Consider the following 20,450-nt stretch of genomic DNA (forward strand, 5'->3'; position numbering starts at 1 on the left):
CTTATTTTAAATGGCCTCTAACTCGGTATTCCGACAGCAACTGCGCAAACAGCTGGCGACCCCGTCGACCACTATCGCCATTTGTTTAATGGGTCTGGCCGGCGGTATTCTTGCAGCTCTTATGATTGCAGGATTTCGCCTGGCGATAGAGCAAGGTGCTTATCTTGTCGGTAATGAAAGCTATTGGCAACAGCCTTTACCAACCACTTACCGGTTTCTTCTGCCGATTATTGCCGCGGCTATTGTTTATCTTCTATTCCGGGTGTCGGGTTCTAAGCATGTACGCATGGGTATTCCCTACGTTATCCATCGTATGAAACAGCATTACGGCATGCTGCCCTGGCGCAGTACGGTGAACCAGTTTTTTGGAGGGATAATTGCATTGGTTGCAGGTTTCAGTGTTGGCCGCGAAGGGCCTGCTGTTCATTTAGGCGCCGCGGCAGCTACCTGGCTTGGTTTTCATTTCGACGCCCCAAAAAACTCCATACGAACCCTTGCGGCCTGTGGTATTGCAGCAGCTATCGCGGCCTCTTTTAACACGCCGTTGGCAGCTATGGTTCTGGTAATGGAAGTGGTACTGCGGGAATACAAAGTTCACGTTTTTATACCCGTAATGCTGTCGGCGGTAGCTGGTTCGCTAATTACCGAAGAGATTTTTGGCGTAGCCTCTGAGCTGGCCGTGCTCTCAGCTCAGGATATTCCAACCACGCAACTTCCCTGGGTTATGATACTGGGCGTTGTACTAGGCTTTGTCGGGGTATTGTTCAAAAAGCTCATGCTGGATGTCATGGCAACCGTACAAGACATGTCATTGCTTACCCGCTTGCTCTTTGCCGGACTTATTACCGCGATGCTGGCCGTCATCATTCCCAGCAGCTTAGGTCCGGGGCTTACAGCCATTGAGCAGGTATTGAATCATCAGGGTGAAATATCGCTGCTGACCACCTTACTCATAGCAAAGCTTTTTGCCTCGGCTATCGCTTTAGGTATGGGCATACCCGGAGGTTTAATTGGTGCGGTTTTTGGTATTGGAGCCATTATTGCAGCGGTATTTGTCGGCGCAGTTAACGGTCTGGATATTCAACAGCCACTGTCCTTCGACAGCTTCATTCTGCTTGGAATGGCAGGCATTTTAGCGGCCTGTATTCACGCACCAATGGCAGCTCTGCTCGCTATTGTCGAGTTGTCTCGCAGTGTGGAAATTATTATTCCCGCTATGTTAGTTATTGTGCCTGCCTATCTCATTTCCAGTCAGCTACTAAAATCTAAATCCATTTTCATCTCCCAGTTAGAGCTGCAGGGTTTACCTTACCAACTGGCTCCGGTGCATGTCGCTTTACAGAAAACCGGTGTTGAAAACGTTATGGAAACAGATTTCAAATTGCTGCTTGAGCCCACTCAGAACGAGCTGGTGGATTCACTTGAATCTGCGCAGGCGAAAACCGTTATTGTCATGTCTGTCGATGAAGATAATCAGGCACTTTATCGCCTGGTGACTTATGATATCAACGCCGGCGACAGTCCCAGCCTGAGCTACACTCCTATTAAAGGAATTCGGGTCACGTCGACTCTGGCCGAAGTGTATGATGAAATTGGAGCCCAACGCCGGGGTGCTGTATATGTTTATGAGACCGACGACGGCCAGCCCTGCGGCATTGTTACCTGGGAACTTGTTCGTAAAGCCCTACAGAGAGAACTCGCATGACATGGATACTATGGGTTAAAGCCCTGCACATTGCTTTTATGGTGGCCTGGTTCGCCGGCATCTTTTACTTACCGCGTTTATTTGTTTATCACGCAATGAACGCCAAGCCAGCGGTAGACGAGCAACTCTGCATAATGGAAAGGCGCTTACTCTACTTCGTCACCCCCTTCGCCATTCTTACGCTCATTTTCGGTGTCGTACTTATTTTTGCCTATGGTTCAGCCTGGTTTGCCGCCAGTGGCTGGATGCACACTAAACTGGTACTGGTGTTACTACTTTTTGTGTATCACGGTTACTGTTTCAAACTATTGAAGGACTTTAAAACCGGTACCAACCGTCGCAGCCACCGGTTTTACCGAGTGTTTAACGAGCTCCCGGTACTGGCACTTTTCGCTATTATCATTTTAGCGGTAGTTAAGCCTTATTAGATTCTCTTGTGCCGCATGATTTGCTATAGTGTGCGCCCAGTGACATTCTGCGGCAGAGGCGCACCCAAAGATGAATTTCACCGGCTCCAACATTCTTTCTGTAAATCAGTTCAATCGCGACAGCATTGACTACATATTTTCCGTTGCGGACAAGATGCAACCTTACGCCCGGCGTAAAACACGCACTCGAGTTCTTGACGGCGCTATCCTCGGTAACCTTTTCTTCGAACCTTCTACCCGTACCCGGGTAAGCTTCGGCACGGCGTTCAACCTGTTAGGGGGCGAAGTCCGTGAAACTACCGGCATGGAAAGCTCGGCCATTGCAAAGGGCGAATCGCTTTACGACACCGCTCGCGTATTAAGCAGCTACAGCGACGTTATTGCCATGCGACACCCCAAGTCGGGCTCAGTAAAAGAGTTTGCTGAAGGCAGTCGGGTACCGGTCATTAACGGCGGTGACGGCGCAAACGAGCATCCGACTCAGGCATTGCTGGACCTTTACACTATCCAGAAAGAACTGGCGTACCATCAGCAGAGCATTGATAACATGCACATTTGCATGATTGGCGACCTGAAGTACGGACGTACAGTACATTCACTGTCCACTTTACTCTCTATGTACAAGAACATTAAGTTCACTTTAATTTCGCCACGTGAACTTTCTATGCCGGGCTCCGTATTAGATACGCTGGAAAACGCAGGTCACCGTGTAACGGTTACAGAAAAAGTCGACGGTATTGTCGACGCTGATATTGTCTATCAGACTCGAATTCAGCAAGAGCGTTTTGCCAGCCCGGAAGACGCTGATCAGTATCGTGGTAAGTTTCGTTTAAATCAGGACATTTACACTAAACACTACAAACCCAATACGGTCATCATGCATCCTTTGCCGCGGGATTCGCGCGCCGAAGCTAATGAATTGGATAACGACTTAAACCAAAACCCCAACCTGGCTATTTTCCGTCAGGCTGACAACGGAGTTCTCATTCGTATGGCTTTGTTTGCATTAACACTTGGGGTCGTTGATCAGGTTGATAAACACCAATGTGATGTCATCTGGTACAGCGAAAAAAGCCAACAGTAAAGAGGTAGTTACGACATGAGTCGCTCAGAAGAACTATACACTAAAGCACAAATCAGTATCCCTGGCGGCGTTAACTCGCCGGTTCGGGCTTTTAATGGCGTTGGTGGCAGCCCCATCTTCTTTGAGAGTGCTGAAGGCGCTTATATGATTGATGCAGACGGCAAACGTTATATCGATTACGTCGGCTCATGGGGCCCAATGATTTTGGGGCATAACCACCCGGCAGTGTTAGAAGCCACCCTGCAGGCCGCCAAGCGAGGCCTGAGCTTCGGCACACCAACGGAAGTTGAAATCACCATGGCGGAGACTATTCGCAAAATAGTCCCTTCTATTGAAAAAGTGCGCATGGTGAACTCCGGCACTGAAGCCACGATGACTGCCATTCGTCTGGCACGCGGCTATACCGGCCGGGATAAAATTCTGAAGTTTGAAGGTAACTACCACGGCCACGCCGACTCCTTGCTGGTTAAAGCCGGTTCCGGAGCATTAACTTTGGGCGTTCCTAACTCTCCCGGCATTCCGGAAGACTTCGCAAAACATACTTTAACCGCGACTTACAACGATATTGAATCGGTAAAACAAATTTTCTCTGAAATGGGCGATGAAATTGCCTGCATTATTGTTGAACCAGTTGCCGGTAACATGAACTGTATTCCACCAGTTGAAGGCTTTTTGGAAGGCTTACGCAGCATTTGTGACGACCACGGTTCAGTTCTGATTTTTGACGAAGTTATGACCGGCTTCCGTGTAGCTCCGGGCGGCGCTCAGGATCGTTACAAGATTAAACCGGACCTCACTACTTTGGGTAAAGTCATTGGCGGTGGCATGCCGGTTGGCGCTTTTGGCGGTAAAAAAGAAATCATGGACTACATTGCGCCAGTGGGCCCTGTGTATCAGGCAGGAACCTTGTCGGGTAACCCGGTCGCCATGGCAGCAGGCTTAGCAGCGTTACAGCAATTATCCACCCCAGGGCTTTACGAGCAGCTTTACCAGCGCGTTGACACGCTGCTCGACGGTTTACAAGAACTCGCTGACAAGGCTGGCGTACCAATGACAACAAACCGTGCCGGTTCTATGTTTGGTTTCTTCTTTACCGAAGAGCCTGAAGTAACCACTTACGCTCAAGCTACGCAGTGCAATATGGCGCACTTTAAAACGTTTTATCACGCCATGTTAGAACAAGGCGTGTATCTTGCGCCATCAGCCTTTGAAGGTGGCTTCATGTCAGCAGCGCACAGCGAAGAAGACATTCAAAACACTCTGAATGCCGCTGAAAAAGCCTTTTCTAAGTTAGTCTAACACTGCAGCTGTAGCGCCTGGCCTTGGCCCCGGCGCTTTTAGCCACCAAATAAACGTTCCCACCAGCTTTTCTCGCGGATAGTGCCTTCACAGGTAATATCCTCGGGAAGCCTGATTTTCTCAGCTGGTAATTTTCTCCCATTGTTACAGTCTTCAGGAATTCGCTGCCCTGTGGTTGGGTGAAAGTTTTGCATTTGCAGAGGTTCCGGCACATCTAAAGCCATGCTCAACGGCGGTAAGTAATCATAAAAATCCGCCACAACTTTGAGAGCGCCGCTACTTCCGGTTAAGCCAACCGGTTGATTATCGTCACGGCCTAACCAAACCGTAACCACGTGCTCACCATCTACTGCCACAAACCAGCTGTCACGATAATCATTCGTTGTACCTGTCTTGCCACCAACTACCTGACCGGCTAAAGCGCTTTGCAGCCGGCTTGCGGTTCCTTCAGCCACCACTCCGCGTAAACCATAACGAGTCAGATAAGACACGTTTTTATCGAAAACTTCTTCCGCTTCAGGTGGCTGACGCCGATACAGCACTTCGCCCTGATGTGTAGTAATAGAAGAGACTGCGGCCAAAGGCTGATAACGACCATCATTCATAAGCGCGCTGTACATTCGTGTCACCGCCACAGGAGACAGCGACGCTGAGCCCAAAGTCAACGACGGGTAGGCTTCTAGCGGCGTTGTCACTCCTAACTCACGTAAATAACTCACTAATTGGTCTATGCCCACTTCCATGCCTACCCGAACGGCCGGTAAGTTTCGCGACTGAACCAAGGCATCGTACAACAGCAAACTACCATCAAATTCTTTATCGTAGTTTTGCGGCTTCCATTCTTTTCCTTTTTTGTCAGATAACGTAATGGGTTCATCTGCGACAGGGGTATGCAGACCAATGTCTGAATCCTGCATCGCGGCGGCATAAATAATGGGCTTCATTAGTGAACCTATTGGTCGCAGTGCTAACAACGCCCGGTTATAACCTATAGCCTGACTTAAGCGCCCACCAGCCAGCGCACTAACCGTGCCGTTGCGATAATCAGCAACTACCATTGCCCCTTCTAACTTTTCATCTTGGCCGTTAGCCATAAGCTGTTGTGCTAACGAGCGCTGCACTGCATTTTGTACATCCACCTGCAAATGCGTGAAGATTTTCAGCCCGGTTTCCTGCCAGTCTTCCGGCAGGATAATGCGCTTCATTTCCCGACGTACTAAGTCCATATAATGGGGGTAAGGGTGTTCAACCAGACGGCGGCTTTCTTTAACGTCAAGCGCCTGCTCAATCGCAGCAACGTAGTTATCTTTACCCAGTAAATCCTGTTCAAACATGACTTTAAGCACCGTGTCCCTGCGGCTGCGGGCACGCTCGGGGAAACGTCTTGGGTCATAATAAGAAGGACCCTTTATCATCCCCACCATTAAAGCAATTTCGCCAGGGTTTAGTTCCTGCACCTGCTTACCAAAATAGAACTGACTGGCAAGCCCTATACCGTGAATAGCGTTGCTTCCGTCCTGCCCAAAATACACTTCGTTGAGGTAGGTCTCTAATATGGTGTTTTTATCAAACCGGTAATCGATAACCAGCGACATCATGGCTTCGTGAAACTTGCGCCACAACGTCTGCTCTCGGCTCAAATAAAGGTTTTTGATCAGTTGCTGAGTCAGTGTAGAGCCGCCCTGAACCGTTCTGCCCGCTTTCAGGTTGGCGGCCAACGCCCTTAAAATTGACCAGGGCGATACCCCCTGATGATGGTAGAAGTTTCTGTCTTCCACTTTTAATAAGGTTTCAATGAGTAAGTTAGGCACGACTTCCAGCCCAACTAACAAACGGTCTTCTTTACTTAAGGTACTAATGCGGCCTATTAGCTCAGGTTCCAGGCGAAAGCTTTCCAGCTCTCTGCCACTGGGCCAGCTCTTAATAGATTTAATGCGGGCGCCGTGAAAGTTGATTTGCACTCTTTGCGCCATTTGCGGCCCATCGGAAAAGTCGAAAGGCCGTCTGTGCACCATGACATTGTTTTTACCAACCGAGTAGTAACCCGACTGCTCGGTATTACTATTACGCTGATAACCGACTCGCTCCAGAACGTCGACTAACCGTTGCAGCCGCATAGGATGATTCTTTCTCAGCGTTACCTCATCCGCGTATACCAAAGCAGGCGCCTGATAGCGCTTGTTACTAAAATGACGGGACAAACTGGCATCCAGATAAATGGCATAAAGCCCAATAACGGCGACAAGTACCAGGCCTATCTTAAAGCTTGTCCAGAATAGGTATTGAAACCATCGACTTTTTATCACTACTGCTGCCTTTTGGTTTTAAACGTTGCGGTTGCATTCAGAGGGTCTTCCGGCCACGGATGCTTAGGGTAGCGACCACGCATTTCTTTGCGCACGTCGGCGTACGCATTTTGCCAGAAACTCGCGAGATCATTGGTTCGCTGTAACAGACGCCCGGCCGGAGACAGAAGATCCACGGTCACAACTTGTTGGTTATCAATAATTTTAGGCGATTCAGAGACACCAAACATTTCCTGTAATTTGACCTCAACTCTGGGGGTATCGTCCAGATAATTTATAAACACTTTACGTTCTGTCGGAGTTTGCCACCATTCAGGACAAGCCGAATTAAGACGTTGCAGTTCTGAGTAGTCGAGAAAATAACACAAGGCCTCGTAAGGATCCCACTGATGCAATTGTTTTAATGACCGGATATTCGTCCAGTATGGCGCAGCCCAGCGCTCCAGGCTATTAAGTAGTCCTGCATCGCTCATGTCGTAAGCCCCCAGCTCTCCGGCTTGTTGCAGCCAGTAGACCCGCCGTTGTAGCTGTTTCGCGCGTTGACTCCAGCTGAGTTTATCCAGGCCTTTATCGCGCAACCACAGGCAGAAGGCTTCGGCTTTTTGTTCATTAGAAACAGGTCCACTATTCGTAGTCTGGCTGAGTACCAGGGAGCCCAGCTGAGTACGAGTTATTTGTCGCAGTTGTTGCTGCTCACCTACCCATTCAGCTGTTTTCCTGGTCTGCAAAGGTATGCCGGCTTCTTTCAGTAACGACAAGGCATCGTCCACAGGTAACAGACAGCGGCTGCGGCCTATCGTATTTTGCTCATGAAAGGTGACATCGAAAATAATTGCCCAGGTTGGCTGTTTCAGGCGACTGCTGTCGCCACTCACCCGCCCGCCACAGGCCAGTTGAAAGTCGCCTCGGCTGGCATCGTACTTTGCGACTCGGTCGGGGTAACCTTGCAGTAAGGCAGCGGCAAGGCCTTCTTCACAGGTTTCTGCGGATTCTGCAGCTTCTTTCAGACCAAAATGGTTTAACCAATAGCTCCAGCGTTGTTGCCACAAAGGCGCCTGGTTTCGTTGTTGATAATGCTGCTGAGTGCGTTCAAATAGATCGACTGTTTTTATGCTAGTTTGCGGCTCTTCCAGTGTAGCCAGAACACGAGCCATAGCAGCTTGCTGCTCGTTCGCCAAAGCTTTGGCTGCGTCCGCCACCAGTAAAATTCGGGGATCAAAACCGCCGGACTCCAGTTGCCTGGCTTTTGCGGTTAACTGCCCCTGTTTTATTAAGCCGGTGCTGGCTAAAAAGTCGGTCGCCGCAGCGCAATGCCCGGGGTCGGGCTGAGAAAACCAGGCCAGTTGGTTCACCTCACTGCCCCAGCGCAGCACATCCAGTACCAGTGCTGATAAATCCTGAGTGGCAACGTCCGGAGGCGCATAATCGGCAAAGCCATGCTCATCGGAGCGCGACCACAGACGAAAACACTGCCCGGCCTGCTGACGACCTGCGCGCCCCGCACGCTGTGTTGCTGAAGCTTTAGCAATACGTTGCGTTGTTAACTGGCTTAACCTGTATTGAGGCAGATACTGAGCCCGGCGCTCGCGACCACTGTCGACAACCACATCAATACCGTCGAGAGTTAAGCTGGTTTCAGCAATATTGGTTGCCAGAATAATGCGTTTTTCGTCCGCCGCCTTTAATACCTGCCGCTGCTGCTGCAAAGGGATACGCCCATGCAGAGGTAAAATAATTGTGCCCGGCTGCAGTCGCTGACTCAGTTCAGTCGCAATCTTTTGTATTTCATAAACCCCCGGCAGGAAAACCAGAACACCTTTTTCGGCAGCAGCAAAGGCTTCGATAACCACTTTGGGTAATTCAGCCAGCCATTGAGTAACATGAGATGCTGGGCGATAGTGATACTCAACGGGGTAACTGCGGCCTTCGCTGCGCAAAACCTTCACCTGATCACAGTAATTCTCTAACCAGAGTTTCAGACTTTCTGCGGGCAAGGTGGCCGACATAATCAGCAGGTTTAAATCCGGACGCAGTGGCAGGGCATCAATCACCAACGCCAGACTCAAGTCACTGTGCAAATTGCGTTCGTGGAATTCATCGAAGATTAGCGTGCCAATGCCGCTAAGTTCAGGATCGTCCTGTAACCATCGCACCAACACGCCTTCCGTAATAACGAGTAACTTAGTTGCCTTACTGCGCTTGCTGTCGCCGCGCACCGTGTAGCCAACTTGCTCCCCTACCGACTCGCCCAACTGCTTAGCCAAATAATGAGCAATATTCAGCGCAGCAACACGCCGGGGTTGCAGCATGACAATAAGACCGTCATTAGCAATACCCTGCTGCAACAGAAATAACGGAAGTTGTGTTGATTTGCCGGCACCGGGCGGTGCCTCAATAACGACACGTGCTGCCGGAAAGGCTTTCGCCAGCTCCGGCAGCACGCTCTCAATTGGCAAGGTCATGCCAAATTAATCACCTTGTACGGTGGCGGCTATGGTGCGCACACCGGCGGCTGTAGCGCCTGTCGCCCACATAGAGGTAGCCGATTTTTGGTAAGCGCCAGCTAAGTCGAAGTGCAGCCAGCCTTTGCCGCTGTTCGGCGCAAAGCGCAGTAAAAAGCCTGCGGCGTTGCTTGCACCACCGGCACCACCGCCTTTTTGCGGGCGGCTGTTAGCCGTATCAGCAAACGCTGACGGACAGTTTTCACTATGCCATGGGGCCAACGGCAAGCGCCACAGTAGCTCATTTTCTTTATCCGCATTAGCCAATGCTTTAGTGGCAGCCACTTCATCCACACTAAACAGCGCGTTGTATTCATTACCAACCGCCATTTGTGCAGCGCCGGTAAGCGTCGCCGCATCAATAATCTGTTTCGCACCAAACTCACCCGCGGCTTGTAAGCCATCGGCCAGCACCAGCCGGCCTTCTGCATCGGTGTTAACAACTTCAACCGTCAGGCCGTTTTTATAGCGAATAATGTCGCCCAGTTTGTACGCGCGGCCATCAATCATGTTTTCGGCACAGCAAAGAATGAGCTTCACGCGCTTGTTCAACCCTCTGCGTATTGCCAGCGATAATGCACCGGATACGGTAGCTGCTCCACCCATATCGCACTTCATGGCGAGCATGCCTTCGCTCGGCTTAATACTGTAACCACCACTGTCGTAGGTAATACCCTTACCTATCAACGCGGTTTCTACTGGCGCATTCTCATCGCCGGTTGGATTGTAATCTAATACCAACAAACCAGGTGCATGCTGACTGGCGCGACCTACGGTGTAAATTCCCATCCAGCCAGCATCTTTCAACGCTTCACCTTTTATAAATTCGGCGCTGATGGCGTCTGGTGCCAGAGCCTTAAAGTGTTCGGTTACACGTTGTGCCAAACTTTCAGGGTAAATCTCTTCCGCTGACAAATTAGTCAGTTCGCGGCTGAAACGAGTCGCTTCACGCATGGCATCAAGCTCTTTGACTGCAGGCTCATCAGTTTTATTCCAGATAACTTGGTTGGTCGACAAGGTTGACGTAAACCCTTGTGACAATGCCCACTGACGCTCCAGGCTCCAGTCACTGCCAGCAGCTTCAATGGTTACTGCTCCGGTGTTGTCCAGAGTCCGGCCTGCTTTCTGGATACGCCGCAAGTTTTCAGCTTCATCTTCAACTAAGATGATTTGTGCTTTGTTTTCACCAAAGACTAAGTTTGATTTTGGATTCCAATAACTTGCGGGGGCTTCCTGAGTTAAATAGATTGCGAGTGCGCTGGACATTCTGTACCTCTCCCGATAATTTGCTGTCTGTTTATACTAGAGTTATGAGGTCTCTGATGCAATTTAACAAGCCCCTGCGCCAGGGAGTTTTGCAAAAAAGATACAAACGTTTTCTCGCCGACATCGATTTCGGTGACAACGAAACGACGACAACCCACTGCCCTAATACCGGAGCCATGACCGGATGTGCAGAGCCTGGCTTTAAGGCCTGGTGCAGTGTTTCCGATAACCCCAAACGTAAATACTCACTGACCTGGGAGCTCGCTCAGAATAACAAAGGTGAAATGATTGTAGTCAATACACAGCACGCTAACCGCATGGCCGGAGAATTACTACAAACCAACCTTGTACCTGAATTAAGCGAGTGGCAAGAGCTAAAACCAGAGCAACGCTACGGTAAGGAAAAAAGCCGCATCGACTGGTGGGGCGTAGACCAGAATAACCGTGAATGCTTTATTGAAGTGAAAAGTGTCACTTTAGCGGACGCGAGTCAGGGTTACTTTCCCGACGCAGTCAGCCAACGCGCTCATAAACACCTTAATGAACTGATGCAGGTTGTGGCCGATGGTCATCGCGCAGCGCAGCTATACATGGTAATGCACGACGGTATTGAACAAGTTTCTCCCGCCGCACATATTGATAGCCAGTATGCTGAGCTGTGTAAAAAAGCAGCGTCAGTCGGAGTCGAGTTTTATGCCGTAAAGTGCCGCGCGTCGGCGAAAGAAATAAAACTGGAGAGACCAGTTCCCGTAAGCCTTTAAAACTCAATGCATTCACAATTTCACCGCAGAAATTTAATCCGAATGACATTGCCAACCGTAAACCTTTCTGGTATACGTAGCGTCCTTTTTTTAATGTACTGCTTTTTAAGCACTCTTTATATAGAGAATGTAGGAGATCCATGATGCCTCAAGGCAAGGATAAGAAAACCCATGGCATCCTGGCGATGGCCGGCCTGGAGCCGTATCAGGAAAAACAGGGCGAAGAGTACATGAACGATGCGCAACGTTCGCATTTTCGTCGTATTCTGGAAGAATGGCGTCGTCAATTACGTCAGGAAGTTGATCGCACAGTGCATCACATGAAAGACGAAGCAGCGAACTTTCCTGATCCGGTAGACCGCGCTGCGCAGGAAGAAGAATTCAGCATCGAACTGCGTACACGTGACCGTGAGCGTAAGTTGATTAAGAAGATTGAGAAAACCTTACAAAAGATAGAAGAAGATGATTTTGGCTTTTGCGAATCGTGCGGTATTGAAATTGGTATCCGCCGCTTAGAAGCTCGCCCAACAGCTGACCAGTGCGTCGACTGTAAAACGCTGGCCGAAATGAAAGAGAAGCAAATGACCGGAGCCTAAAGGCTCATGTATCGTGGCCGTTTTGCACCAACGCCTTCAGGACCTTTGCACCTGGGATCGTTAGTAGCTGCCGTTGGTAGCTACTTAGATGCTAAAGCGCATAAAGGTGAGTGGCTGGTTCGCATTGAAGATGTCGATAAACCGCGAGCTGTGCCCGGAGCGGCCGATAACATTTTAACTCAGTTAGAAGCTCATGGTCTAGAATGGGACGGTTCCGTTTTATACCAAAGCCAGCGCGATTCGGTTTACCAGCATCAGCTCAACCAGCTGGAGAACGCTCAACGTCTTTATCAATGCGACTGCAGTCGCCGGACTATTCGTGCCCGCAGCGATCACTACGATGGCTACTGCCGTAACCGCCAGCCTCGTTCAACCCCTTACGCCCTGCGCTTTGTTAATAATAACCCCATTGATACATTTAATGACCGCGCGCACGGCGTATTAGAAGATCACTCAGCTTCAGTCAGTGAGGACTTCGTACTGAAACGTCGCGACGGACTGTATGCTTACCAGCTGGCTGTGGTGGTTGATGATATTGAACAGGGCATTACCGATATTGTACGTGGTAGCGACTTGATAACTCCAAGCTTCTGGCAGCTCACTTTATGGCAGTATTTCACCGCAAAACAGCCGCGAATGATGCACTTACCTCTGATAATGAATGACGATGGTCGCAAGTTGAGTAAACAAAACCATGCGCCGCCAATTGACTCCAGTCAGGCAAGTAATAACCTGTTCACGGCGCTGGATTATCTGGGTATTCAGCCTGAACCGGAGCTGAGACATAGCCCTGCCAGGGAAATATTGGAGCAAGCGTTGCAAAGTTGGTGCAAAAAGTGGCATATAGCAGGTCGTTAACGGTACAATATGCAGACAACAACTGATTCTAAATAAAAACAATGGTAAGGGAGAACCACCATTATTAAGCGAATAAAAGCACTGGCAAAGCGCGCCTTTTCCAGTAAAACGGCAAAGCCTGAATCCAGCCGGTTACCTAAATTACAAGTTATCTCACGGGACAAACATCCAATATCCCGCAACGATATCAGTAAAAATGCAATAAAGGTTCTTTACCGCCTGCACAACAGTGGTTTTGAAGCCTATCTGGTTGGCGGCTGCATCCGCGATATACTACTGGGGCTTGAGCCAAAAGATTTTGATGTCACCACTAATGCTACACCAGAGCAGATTAAATCCCTATTTCGTAACTGTCGCCTAATTGGTCGTCGCTTCCGCCTGGCGCATGTGGTGTTTGGAAAAGAAGTCATTGAAGTTGCTACTTTCCGCGGCCACCACGGTGACAGCCCGCAGGAAGAAAATAAGAAAAACCGCACGGCAGATCAGGATGAGCACGGCCAACTGGTACGCGATAACGTCTATGGCAGCATAGAAGAAGACGCCGAGCGTCGCGACTTTACCGCCAATGCGCTGTATTACAACATCGCCGACTTCGCTATTTACGATTTTGCCAATGGCGTTGATGACATTAACGCCGGTATTTTGCGGATGATTGGTGACCCGGAAGTACGCTACCGTGAAGATCCGGTGCGTATGCTGCGCGCGGTTCGCTTTGCCACAAAACTGAATATGCAGATGGATAATTCGGTCAGCGGCCCGTTAAAAGAACTTGCGCCGTTACTGATAAACATTCCACCGGCGCGTTTGTTTGACGAATTCCTGAAAATGTTTATGTCGGGTAAAGCAGAAGCTAACTTCCTGATAATGAAAGAATTCGGACTGTTTCAGCAGTTATTCCCAATGCTGAAAGATTACGTCGCTGACGAACAAAGCCCGGCCTATCAAATGATGCTGAAGGCCTTTAAAGACACCGATAGACGCATTGCAGAAGAGCAGCGTGTTACTCCGGCCTATTTAATTGCCGTGTTGCTGTGGTGGCCATTACAGGCTCGACGCGAACAACTTGAGAACGAAGGTGGCCTGCCACCTATGGACGCATTAAACGTTGCCGCCGCTGATGTTATTCACAGACAGTCGCAACGCGTTTCATTACCCAAGCGGTTCAGTCTGCCAGCCAGAGATATCTGGCAATTGCAGCGTCGCTTGAATATCACTAAAGGCGTGCGCGCTCAGAAAGTGCTTGAACATAAACGGTTCCGTGCAGCTTACGACTTTTTGGTGCTACGCTCGTATGCAGAAAATGGCGACAAAAAATTAGCCGGGCTGGCAGAGCACTGGAGTAAAGCGCAGGACAACCCGGCGCAATTAAAGTCCTCAAAGCCGGAAGCGGGATCAGGCCGACGCAAACCGCGCCGTCGTCGTGGTCCACGCCGTAAGCCTCAGGAAAATAAAGGCAATGACGCGACATAAAGCCTTTATTGCGCTGGGTAGTAACCTGGGTACGCCGATAGACAATATTCTATCGGCTTTAAAGGCGCTGAATAATGACTCCCGCTGGCAGTTATTAGCTTATTCATCTCTTTACGGCAGCAAACCTATGGGGCCTCAAGACCAGCCCGACTACGTTAATGCCGTTTGTTCCGTAAGCACTATCTTACCGGCGGCCGAGCTTTTGCAAGCCTTACACGATATAGAAGATGCTTTTGGTCGTAAACGAGTCAGGCATTGGGGCGAGCGCACGCTGGACCTGGATCTGCTGCTGTTTGATGAGCAACAACATCAATCGGACTCTCTCCGGGTTCCTCACCCGGGGTTATACGAACGCAGCTTTGTACTTTATCCTCTGGCCGAAATAGCCGCCGACAAACTTTTGCCTAATGGCAATACCGTAAAACAACAAACAGAGACTCTTACCGAAGAGGGTCTGGACGTGCTAATCTGTCGGTCTGATATAACCATCTAAAACTGCTGAAGGTGCGCTATGGCAACAACCAAAACCAGCATTGCAACGTTACAAAAAATGAAACGGGAAGGGACCAAAATCAGCTCCCTCACCGCCTATGATTCAAGTTTTGCTAAGCTCATGACCGAGCAAGGCGTCGACTTTATTCTGGTGGGCGATTCACTGGGTAATGTTGTGCAGGGACGTGACTCAACTGTGCCGGTAACAGTCGATGATATGATTTACCACACTCAGTGTGTGCGTCGTGGTGCGAGCAATGCCTTTGTTATAGCAGACATGCCATTTATGACTTACAGCACGCCCGAGCAAGCCTATGATGTCGCCGCAGCTTTAATGCAGGCGGGTGCCAACATGGTCAAACTGGAAGGTGGTCACTGGCTGGTCGAAACCATTGAAGGCTTGAAAACCCGGGGCATTCCGGTATGCGCTCACCTTGGTTTACTGCCGCAGTCGGTTAATGTTCTTGGTGGTTATAAAGTACAGGGCAAAGAGCAACAACAAGCCGACGACACACTGAACCAGGCTTTGGCTCTCGAAGAGGCCGGCGCTCAATTGCTTGTTCTGGAATGCGTGCCCGCTTCTCTGGGGAAACGTATTACCGAGCAGGTATCTATTCCCACTATTGGTATTGGCGCAGGCGCAGACACCGACGGACAAATTTTGGTTATGCACGATATGCTCGGCATGAACAGTGACTACCTGCCCAAATTTGCCAAAGACTTTTTAGCTCAGGGCGGCTCGCTTGCTGATGCATTCCGTTTATATTCGGAACAGGTACGCTCAGGTGAGTTTCCAACAGCAGAGCATAGCTACAAATGAGAATTCTAAAATCACTTGCTGAACTTCGAAGATGGCGTCAACAGCAGTCTGAAGTCGCTTTAGTACCGACTATGGGTAACCTGCATGATGGTCACCTGCAGTTGGTAAAAACTGCGTTAGAACGATGCGATAACGTGGTTGTCAGTATTTTTGTCAACCCGATGCAATTCGGTGCAAACGAAGATCTCGACAGTTACCCGCGCACGCTGGAAGCCGACTGCCAGGCGCTGGACGCTTTAGGTGTTTCTGCGGTATTCACCCCTCAGGTAAGTGATGTTTACCCGCGCGGTCTCGACAAACAGACTCGTATTGAAGTACCCGGCATCAGTGATATTCTTTGCGGAGCCAGTCGCCCGGGGCATTTCACCGGAGTCGCCACTATTGTCTGTAAGCTATTTAATATGGTGCAGCCACAACTGGCCGTATTTGGCGAAAAAGATTATCAACAGCTTCAGGTTATTCGCCTAATGGTACAAGACTTAAGCCTGCCTGTAGAAGTTCTGGGAACAGCCACACAGCGTGAAACCAGCGGCCTTGCCATGAGCTCCCGTAACGGTTACTTATCCACAGAACAAAAGCAGCAAGCGGCGGCGCTTTATAAAACCCTGGAAGAAACCAAAGCGAAATTGAGCGTAAATACTGACTTTGGTGAGCTGGAAGCTGCAGCAAAGGAAAAGCTGACCCAGGCGGGGTTTGTGCCTGATTATTTCAGTATTCGTAACGCCGAAGACTTACAAAAAGCGACGCCTGAAGACCCTGAGTGGGTCATCCTGGCGGCCGCTTTTATGGGGAAAACACGCTTAATTGATAACTTACGAGTTACCAACGCAGCGGCTAAATAAGCATACCCAGTTCGCGCATTTCAGTGTGCAGAGCGCCACGCAAACTGGTCGCTCTTGCCGCTATTTGACGCTGCTCACTCAGAACTTCCTGCAGCATCTCGTCAGTTGTTAATGGGTTTGCCAGAACCACACGGAAAACCACCGTTGGTTCATGATGATATTGAGCCGGTGTTAACTTAGTCCGCGACACAAACGACTGCCCGCTTTCCCGTTGACGCTTCTGAATATATCGCGTCAGTGCGTTTAAGTGCGGCGTAAGGCGCGCCAGCTGCTCAGGTGTTGCTTTATCCAGAACCGCTTTCACTTTCTTCGGCACAAACCGATAGGTTAAAAGGCAAAGCTCCGGCTCAGTAATGACTTCAAAGTCATCCTGCTCGCTGATCAGCTTAGAGAAATAACGTGCTTTATCAATACTGTTATTAATCAGCAGCTCGTAACCCCGGCGCCCGATAACATGCATGGCCGAAAACACCATCATTGCCATGCCCGCGCGTGAACCTTCCATGGTATGCGAACCTAAATCTTTTGAGCCCTGACGAATAATATACTCTGCATGGTATTCTATCGACTTAACCAATGACGGGCTTTTAAATAACACCAGACCCGCGCCCATAGGAACGTACATTTGCTTATGCGCGTCAATGGTGACACTGTCGGCTCGTTCAATACCAGCCAGTAGCGGACGGTGCTGTTCAGACAACAAAGTCGCACCACCCCAGGCCGCGTCCACGTGAAAGTGAGCATCCACTTCTTCTGCAACAGTTGCCATTTCGTCAAGCGGATCAATATGGCCTGTCTCCGTTGTGCCCGCGACACCGACAAGCGCCAGCACTTTACCGCCTTCTTTCGCAATTCGCGCACAGGTGTTACGCAGCTCATCAATGCGAATACGGTTATCACTGTCGGTGGGCACTGACACTAAGTTTCGGCGGCCAATGCCGAGTACATCCGCGGCTTTGCTTAATGAATAGTGCCCACGCTCAGACACTACTACGGTTAACTTCGAGTAGCCATAATGCTGAAGGCCAGCAGCCAGTCCATCGGCTGAAATGCCCGCGAAATCACCATCGGCCTGTAACAAACGGTTGCGCGCTACCCATAAAGCCGTCATGTTGGCTATGGTTCCACCCGAGCAGAAAGCACCCAGAGAATGCTGAGCGCTGTGCATCCAGCGGTTATAAAACGGCGCGTCCTGCTGATACACCAGGTGGTGCATCATGCCAATAACGTTACGCTCCAGCGGCGTAAAGGCTTTAGAGGTTTCAATTTTGACCAGATTCTGATTCAGCCCTACCATCAGCTTAGCTAAAGGCAGCAGGAAATACGGTAAGGCTGATGTCATATGACCTATAAAACGCGGCGACGCCGTATGCACCGAATGAGCGACCAGCTTATCCAGCAGAAACTCTGTATGGTCGGAAACAAAAGCAGGCTCTTCCGGTATCTGTGACTTATCAAAATCACGCTCAATTTCCTGCAGCGGCTTTTCGCGGGCAACAATATGTTCACCCAAAAAACCCATCAGGTTTTCTGAAAGGTGCTTTTCGATTTTACCCAGCGTTGAGTCCGGAGCCTCAGGTATCGTAAAAATGCGATACAAAGACTCCTGGTTCACTTCCGCTATTTCTGTTTTAGAGCTCAATCAAGACTCCTTAGATAAATTCGCGTGCAGTTGCCATAACGCCTGTCCGCTGTTCTTATATTTGCGCTCAAAAGGCGTTATTGGCTCAGCGTCATCGGACAACAGTGAGATATCGGCATAATGCCCGCTCACCTTAAGTGCCTGAGCCACTTCTAACAAGTATAGGCTCCAGTTAGAACGCATATGCAACTCACCACTAAGCGCAACCACATCTTTCCAGACCGGACTACCGTGCCAGCGGCGTGCTAAATGAGCCGATTTAGGCCAGGGGTTAGGGTAAAAAATACAATGCTGCCGGGGCTGCCATCCGGCTCTGTTCGCCAACCGCCAGAAATCATTCAGGTCGGCTCTTACCACCCAGTAACGCTGGCCATTCTCGCTGGTCTGATAGTGGCTGTGACGGTCAACCCGATGCGCCGATTTATCAACGCCGATAACCATAGCATCGGAATGAATTTCTGCCAGTTTTGCAGTACTTTCGCCCACGCCGCAGCACGAATCCAGAATAATCGGCCCGCCCCAGTTTTCAACCTGCGCGTTGATTTCGTCAAACGCCTGCTGGTTGTGCTCCTGAATAGGTTTCAGAAACTCACTTTCTAAATGGCGACGAACCGCTGCTTCAGTATCTTCATGCGGTCCATTCTGGTTGGTCGTAACCGGTCTTGCCTGCTGCATCAGGAACGGATTCCTATACCTTTATCGAGGATATAATAAGCCGCCGCAAAGAACAGCACATTGAAACCGACCAGCACCGCAATTGCGACACCAATACCAACATCCGACTGGCCTAAGAAACCATAACGGAAGCCATTAACCATATACAACACAGGGTTTGCCATAGATACTTTCTGCCAGAATTCCGGCAACAAACTAACCGAGTAAAACACACCACCTAAGTAGGTTAGCGGCGTCAGTACGAATGTCGGCACGATAGAAATATCGTCAAAGGTTTTGCCGTAAACGGCATTAATTAACCCGCCCAGACAGAATAAGGTGGAGGTTAAAATGACGGTTAATATGACATAACCAATATGAGCAATTTGGATGTCTTCTACAAAGAAGAAAGACACACAAGTGACAATAACCGCGACAATCAAGGCTCTGGCCATACCGCCGCCAACATAACCTGCAATAATGACCGCTGTAGGAACAGGGGACACCAGCATCTCTTCAATATTGCGCTGAAACTTAGCACTAAAGAAAGACGACGCCACATTGGAATACGAGTTGGTAATCACCGACATCATAATAAGGCCGGGAACAATGAACTCCATATAGCCGACGCCACTCATTTCACCAATCCGTTCGCCCACAATGCTACCGAAAATGACAAAGTAAAGCGTCATGGTGATTGCCGGCGGCACCAGAGTTTGTATCCAAATACGAAGAAAGCGAGTGCATTCTTTTATCCAGATGGTTTTTAACGCAATAAAATTCGCTGCGGAATGGCTCATTTGGCTTCCTCCTGCTGACGCCCCTGCTCGACCATAGACACAAACAATTCCTCTAAACGGTTGGCTTTATTGCGCATTGACAGTACTTTTACCTTTTGGGCAGAAAGCTGCTCGAACACGGCGTTCAGCCCGGCATTTTTATCAACTTCCACTTCCAGTGTCTGCTCATCTGTCCAACGGTGATTAAAGTTCTCTATTTCTGCACCGTTATGGCCCGGCTCTAAATCTAAGACAAAGGTTTCCCTGCTTAGCTGCGCCAGCAAGCGCTTCATTGACGTGTTTTCAATAATGCGGCCACTATCAATAATACCGATGTTACGGCACAGCGTTTCAGCCTCTTCCAGATAGTGGGTGGTCAGAATAATAGTAATACCCTGCTGGTTAATCTTGGTCAGGTAGTCCCACATGGAGCGGCGCAGTTCGATATCCACGCCTGCCGTTGGCTCATCCAGAATCAGTAATTTAGGTTCGTGCAATAATGCGCGGGCTATCATCAGCCGGCGCTTCATTCCACCAGACAAAGAGCGCGCCGGTTCATTGCGCTTATCCCATAACCCCAACTGTTTCAGGTATTTTTCAGAACGTTCCTTAGCCAGCGAGCGAGGAACACCATAGTAACCCGCCTGATTCACGACAATTTGCTGAACCGTTTCAAACTGGTTGAAGTTAAATTCCTGCGGCACCAAACCAATCTGGCGTTTTAAATCGGTGAGCTGCGTGTCTAAGTCGTAACCAAAAACCTTCACCTGACCCGAGGTTTTATTTACCAGCGATGAAATAATTCCGATGGTGGTCGACTTCCCGGCTCCATTAGGACCAAGAAGTGCATAGAAATCACCTTCGTCAACCTCTAAATCAATACCTTTTAAGGCTTCAAAACCACCACGATATGTTTTGCGTAAGCCTGTAATTTCTAATGCTTTCAT

At 49.6% G+C, this 20,450-nt stretch carries 18 protein-coding genes; 11 read left to right on the top strand and 7 right to left on the bottom strand.

Going from position 1 to position 20,450, the window contains the following annotated elements; genetic code table 11:
• Nucleotides 1-10: 10 nt before the first annotated feature.
• From NJR55_RS07445 to hemL, 4 genes are all read left to right on the top strand, one after another.
• The gene (locus NJR55_RS07445) at nucleotides 11-1,705 is read left to right on the top strand and encodes a chloride channel protein (protein ID WP_253619205.1); all 1,695 of its coding nucleotides are present in this window, start codon (nucleotides 11-13) and stop codon (nucleotides 1,703-1,705) included.
• On the top strand, nucleotides 1,702-2,133 hold the full coding sequence (hemJ, locus tag NJR55_RS07450; RefSeq protein ID WP_114981652.1) for a protoporphyrinogen oxidase HemJ: 432 nt from the start codon (nucleotides 1,702-1,704) through the stop codon (nucleotides 2,131-2,133). The genes NJR55_RS07445 and hemJ overlap by 4 nt, the downstream gene beginning before the upstream one ends.
• 70 nt (nucleotides 2,134-2,203) lie before the next feature.
• The gene (locus tag NJR55_RS07455; RefSeq protein WP_011235471.1) at nucleotides 2,204-3,217 is read left to right on the top strand and encodes an aspartate carbamoyltransferase; all 1,014 of its coding nucleotides are present in this window, start codon (nucleotides 2,204-2,206) and stop codon (nucleotides 3,215-3,217) included.
• Nucleotides 3,218-3,232: 15 nt separating this feature from the next.
• Nucleotides 3,233-4,516, top strand: a complete 1,284-nt coding sequence (gene hemL, locus NJR55_RS07460; RefSeq protein ID WP_253619206.1) for a glutamate-1-semialdehyde 2,1-aminomutase — start codon at nucleotides 3,233-3,235, stop codon at nucleotides 4,514-4,516.
• Between the two features lie 38 nt (nucleotides 4,517-4,554).
• Here hemL and mrcB read toward each other — a convergent pair whose 3' ends face one another.
• The 3 genes from mrcB to pepB are packed head-to-tail and all read right to left on the bottom strand — an operon-like array spanning nucleotide 4,555 to nucleotide 10,589.
• A complete protein-coding gene (mrcB, locus tag NJR55_RS07465) occupies nucleotides 4,555-6,822 on the bottom strand; it encodes a penicillin-binding protein 1B (RefSeq protein ID WP_253619207.1) in 2,268 nt (755 codons plus the stop codon).
• On the bottom strand, nucleotides 6,822-9,284 hold the full coding sequence (hrpB, locus tag NJR55_RS07470) for an ATP-dependent helicase HrpB (RefSeq protein WP_253619208.1): 2,463 nt from the start codon (nucleotides 9,282-9,284) through the stop codon (nucleotides 6,822-6,824). Before hrpB ends, mrcB begins: the two co-directional genes overlap by 1 nt.
• Nucleotides 9,285-9,290: 6 nt before the next feature.
• Nucleotides 9,291-10,589: an aminopeptidase PepB gene (gene pepB, locus NJR55_RS07475; protein WP_253619209.1), complete on the bottom strand. Its 1,299-nt coding sequence runs from the start codon at nucleotides 10,587-10,589 to the stop codon at nucleotides 9,291-9,293.
• 56 nt (nucleotides 10,590-10,645) lie between these two features.
• Here pepB and sfsA point away from each other — a divergent pair, with 56 nt between their 5' ends.
• The 7 genes from sfsA (at nucleotide 10,646) to panC (ending at nucleotide 16,428) form a co-directional block, all read left to right on the top strand.
• On the top strand, nucleotides 10,646-11,350 hold the full coding sequence (gene sfsA, locus NJR55_RS07480) for a DNA/RNA nuclease SfsA (protein WP_253619210.1): 705 nt from the start codon (nucleotides 10,646-10,648) through the stop codon (nucleotides 11,348-11,350).
• Nucleotides 11,351-11,493: 143 nt separating this feature from the next.
• The gene (gene dksA / locus NJR55_RS07485; RefSeq protein WP_011235477.1) at nucleotides 11,494-11,946 is read left to right on the top strand and encodes an RNA polymerase-binding protein DksA; all 453 of its coding nucleotides are present in this window, start codon (nucleotides 11,494-11,496) and stop codon (nucleotides 11,944-11,946) included.
• Between the two features lie 6 nt (nucleotides 11,947-11,952).
• Nucleotides 11,953-12,804 (top strand): tRNA glutamyl-Q(34) synthetase GluQRS, encoded by an 852-nt coding sequence (gene gluQRS, locus NJR55_RS07490; protein ID WP_253619211.1) that lies wholly within the window; start codon nucleotides 11,953-11,955, stop codon nucleotides 12,802-12,804.
• Between the two features lie 150 nt (nucleotides 12,805-12,954).
• Nucleotides 12,955-14,274: a polynucleotide adenylyltransferase PcnB gene (pcnB, locus tag NJR55_RS07495; protein ID WP_253619257.1), complete on the top strand. Its 1,320-nt coding sequence runs from the start codon at nucleotides 12,955-12,957 to the stop codon at nucleotides 14,272-14,274.
• A complete protein-coding gene (gene folK, locus NJR55_RS07500) occupies nucleotides 14,261-14,767 on the top strand; it encodes a 2-amino-4-hydroxy-6-hydroxymethyldihydropteridine diphosphokinase (RefSeq protein WP_253619212.1) in 507 nt (168 codons plus the stop codon). The genes pcnB and folK overlap by 14 nt, the downstream gene beginning before the upstream one ends.
• 18 nt (nucleotides 14,768-14,785) lie before the next feature.
• Nucleotides 14,786-15,586 carry a 3-methyl-2-oxobutanoate hydroxymethyltransferase gene (gene panB, locus NJR55_RS07505; protein ID WP_253619213.1) on the top strand — a complete coding sequence of 267 codons (801 nt, stop codon included), beginning with the start codon at nucleotides 14,786-14,788 and terminating at the stop codon, nucleotides 15,584-15,586.
• Nucleotides 15,583-16,428 (top strand): pantoate--beta-alanine ligase, encoded by an 846-nt coding sequence (gene panC / locus NJR55_RS07510; RefSeq protein ID WP_253619214.1) that lies wholly within the window; start codon nucleotides 15,583-15,585, stop codon nucleotides 16,426-16,428. Before panB ends, panC begins: the two co-directional genes overlap by 4 nt.
• Here panC and panP read toward each other — a convergent pair.
• From panP to NJR55_RS07530, 4 genes are read right to left on the bottom strand one after another with little or no spacing between them, the layout of a single operon-like run.
• Entirely contained in the window at nucleotides 16,421-18,070 is a 1,650-nt protein-coding gene (gene panP / locus NJR55_RS07515; protein ID WP_253619215.1) for a pyridoxal-dependent aspartate 1-decarboxylase PanP, read from the bottom strand. The two genes, panC and panP, sit on opposite strands and share 8 nt — an antisense overlap.
• Complete coding sequence (trmB, locus tag NJR55_RS07520) at nucleotides 18,071-18,745, bottom strand: tRNA (guanine(46)-N(7))-methyltransferase TrmB (protein WP_253619216.1); 675 nt, start codon at nucleotides 18,743-18,745, stop codon at nucleotides 18,071-18,073.
• Nucleotides 18,745-19,524 carry an ABC transporter permease gene (locus NJR55_RS07525; protein WP_253619217.1) on the bottom strand — a complete coding sequence of 260 codons (780 nt, stop codon included), beginning with the start codon at nucleotides 19,522-19,524 and terminating at the stop codon, nucleotides 18,745-18,747. The genes trmB and NJR55_RS07525 overlap by 1 nt, the downstream gene beginning before the upstream one ends.
• Complete coding sequence (locus NJR55_RS07530; RefSeq protein ID WP_253619218.1) at nucleotides 19,521-20,450, bottom strand: ABC transporter ATP-binding protein; 930 nt, start codon at nucleotides 20,448-20,450, stop codon at nucleotides 19,521-19,523. Before NJR55_RS07530 ends, NJR55_RS07525 begins: the two co-directional genes overlap by 4 nt.

It is taken from the genome of Idiomarina rhizosphaerae (genome assembly GCF_024159085.1).
GTDB lineage: Bacteria > Pseudomonadota > Gammaproteobacteria > Enterobacterales > Alteromonadaceae > Idiomarina > Idiomarina rhizosphaerae.

Excerpts from the sequence above, each read along its gene's own strand:
- NJR55_RS07445 (WP_253619205.1), top strand. The coding sequence starts at position 11 with ATGGCCTCTAACTCGGTATTCCGACAGCAACTGCGCAAACAGCTGGCG.
- hemJ (WP_114981652.1), top strand. The coding sequence starts at position 1,702 with ATGACATGGATACTATGGGTTAAAGCCCTGCACATTGCTTTTATGGTG.
- NJR55_RS07455 (WP_011235471.1), top strand. The coding sequence starts at position 2,204 with ATGAATTTCACCGGCTCCAACATTCTTTCTGTAAATCAGTTCAATCGC.
- hemL (WP_253619206.1), top strand. The coding sequence starts at position 3,233 with ATGAGTCGCTCAGAAGAACTATACACTAAAGCACAAATCAGTATCCCT.
- hrpB (WP_253619208.1), bottom strand. The coding sequence starts at position 9,284 with ATGACCTTGCCAATTGAGAGCGTGCTGCCGGAGCTGGCGAAAGCCTTT.
- pepB (WP_253619209.1), bottom strand. The coding sequence starts at position 10,589 with ATGTCCAGCGCACTCGCAATCTATTTAACTCAGGAAGCCCCCGCAAGT.
- sfsA (WP_253619210.1), top strand. The coding sequence starts at position 10,646 with ATGCAATTTAACAAGCCCCTGCGCCAGGGAGTTTTGCAAAAAAGATAC.
- dksA (WP_011235477.1), top strand. The coding sequence starts at position 11,494 with ATGCCTCAAGGCAAGGATAAGAAAACCCATGGCATCCTGGCGATGGCC.
- gluQRS (WP_253619211.1), top strand. The coding sequence starts at position 11,953 with ATGTATCGTGGCCGTTTTGCACCAACGCCTTCAGGACCTTTGCACCTG.
- folK (WP_253619212.1), top strand. The coding sequence starts at position 14,261 with ATGACGCGACATAAAGCCTTTATTGCGCTGGGTAGTAACCTGGGTACG.
- panB (WP_253619213.1), top strand. The coding sequence starts at position 14,786 with ATGGCAACAACCAAAACCAGCATTGCAACGTTACAAAAAATGAAACGG.
- panC (WP_253619214.1), top strand. The coding sequence starts at position 15,583 with ATGAGAATTCTAAAATCACTTGCTGAACTTCGAAGATGGCGTCAACAG.
- trmB (WP_253619216.1), bottom strand. The coding sequence starts at position 18,745 with ATGCAGCAGGCAAGACCGGTTACGACCAACCAGAATGGACCGCATGAA.
- NJR55_RS07525 (WP_253619217.1), bottom strand. The coding sequence starts at position 19,524 with ATGAGCCATTCCGCAGCGAATTTTATTGCGTTAAAAACCATCTGGATA.
- NJR55_RS07530 (WP_253619218.1), bottom strand. The coding sequence starts at position 20,450 with ATGAAAGCATTAGAAATTACAGGCTTACGCAAAACATATCGTGGTGGT.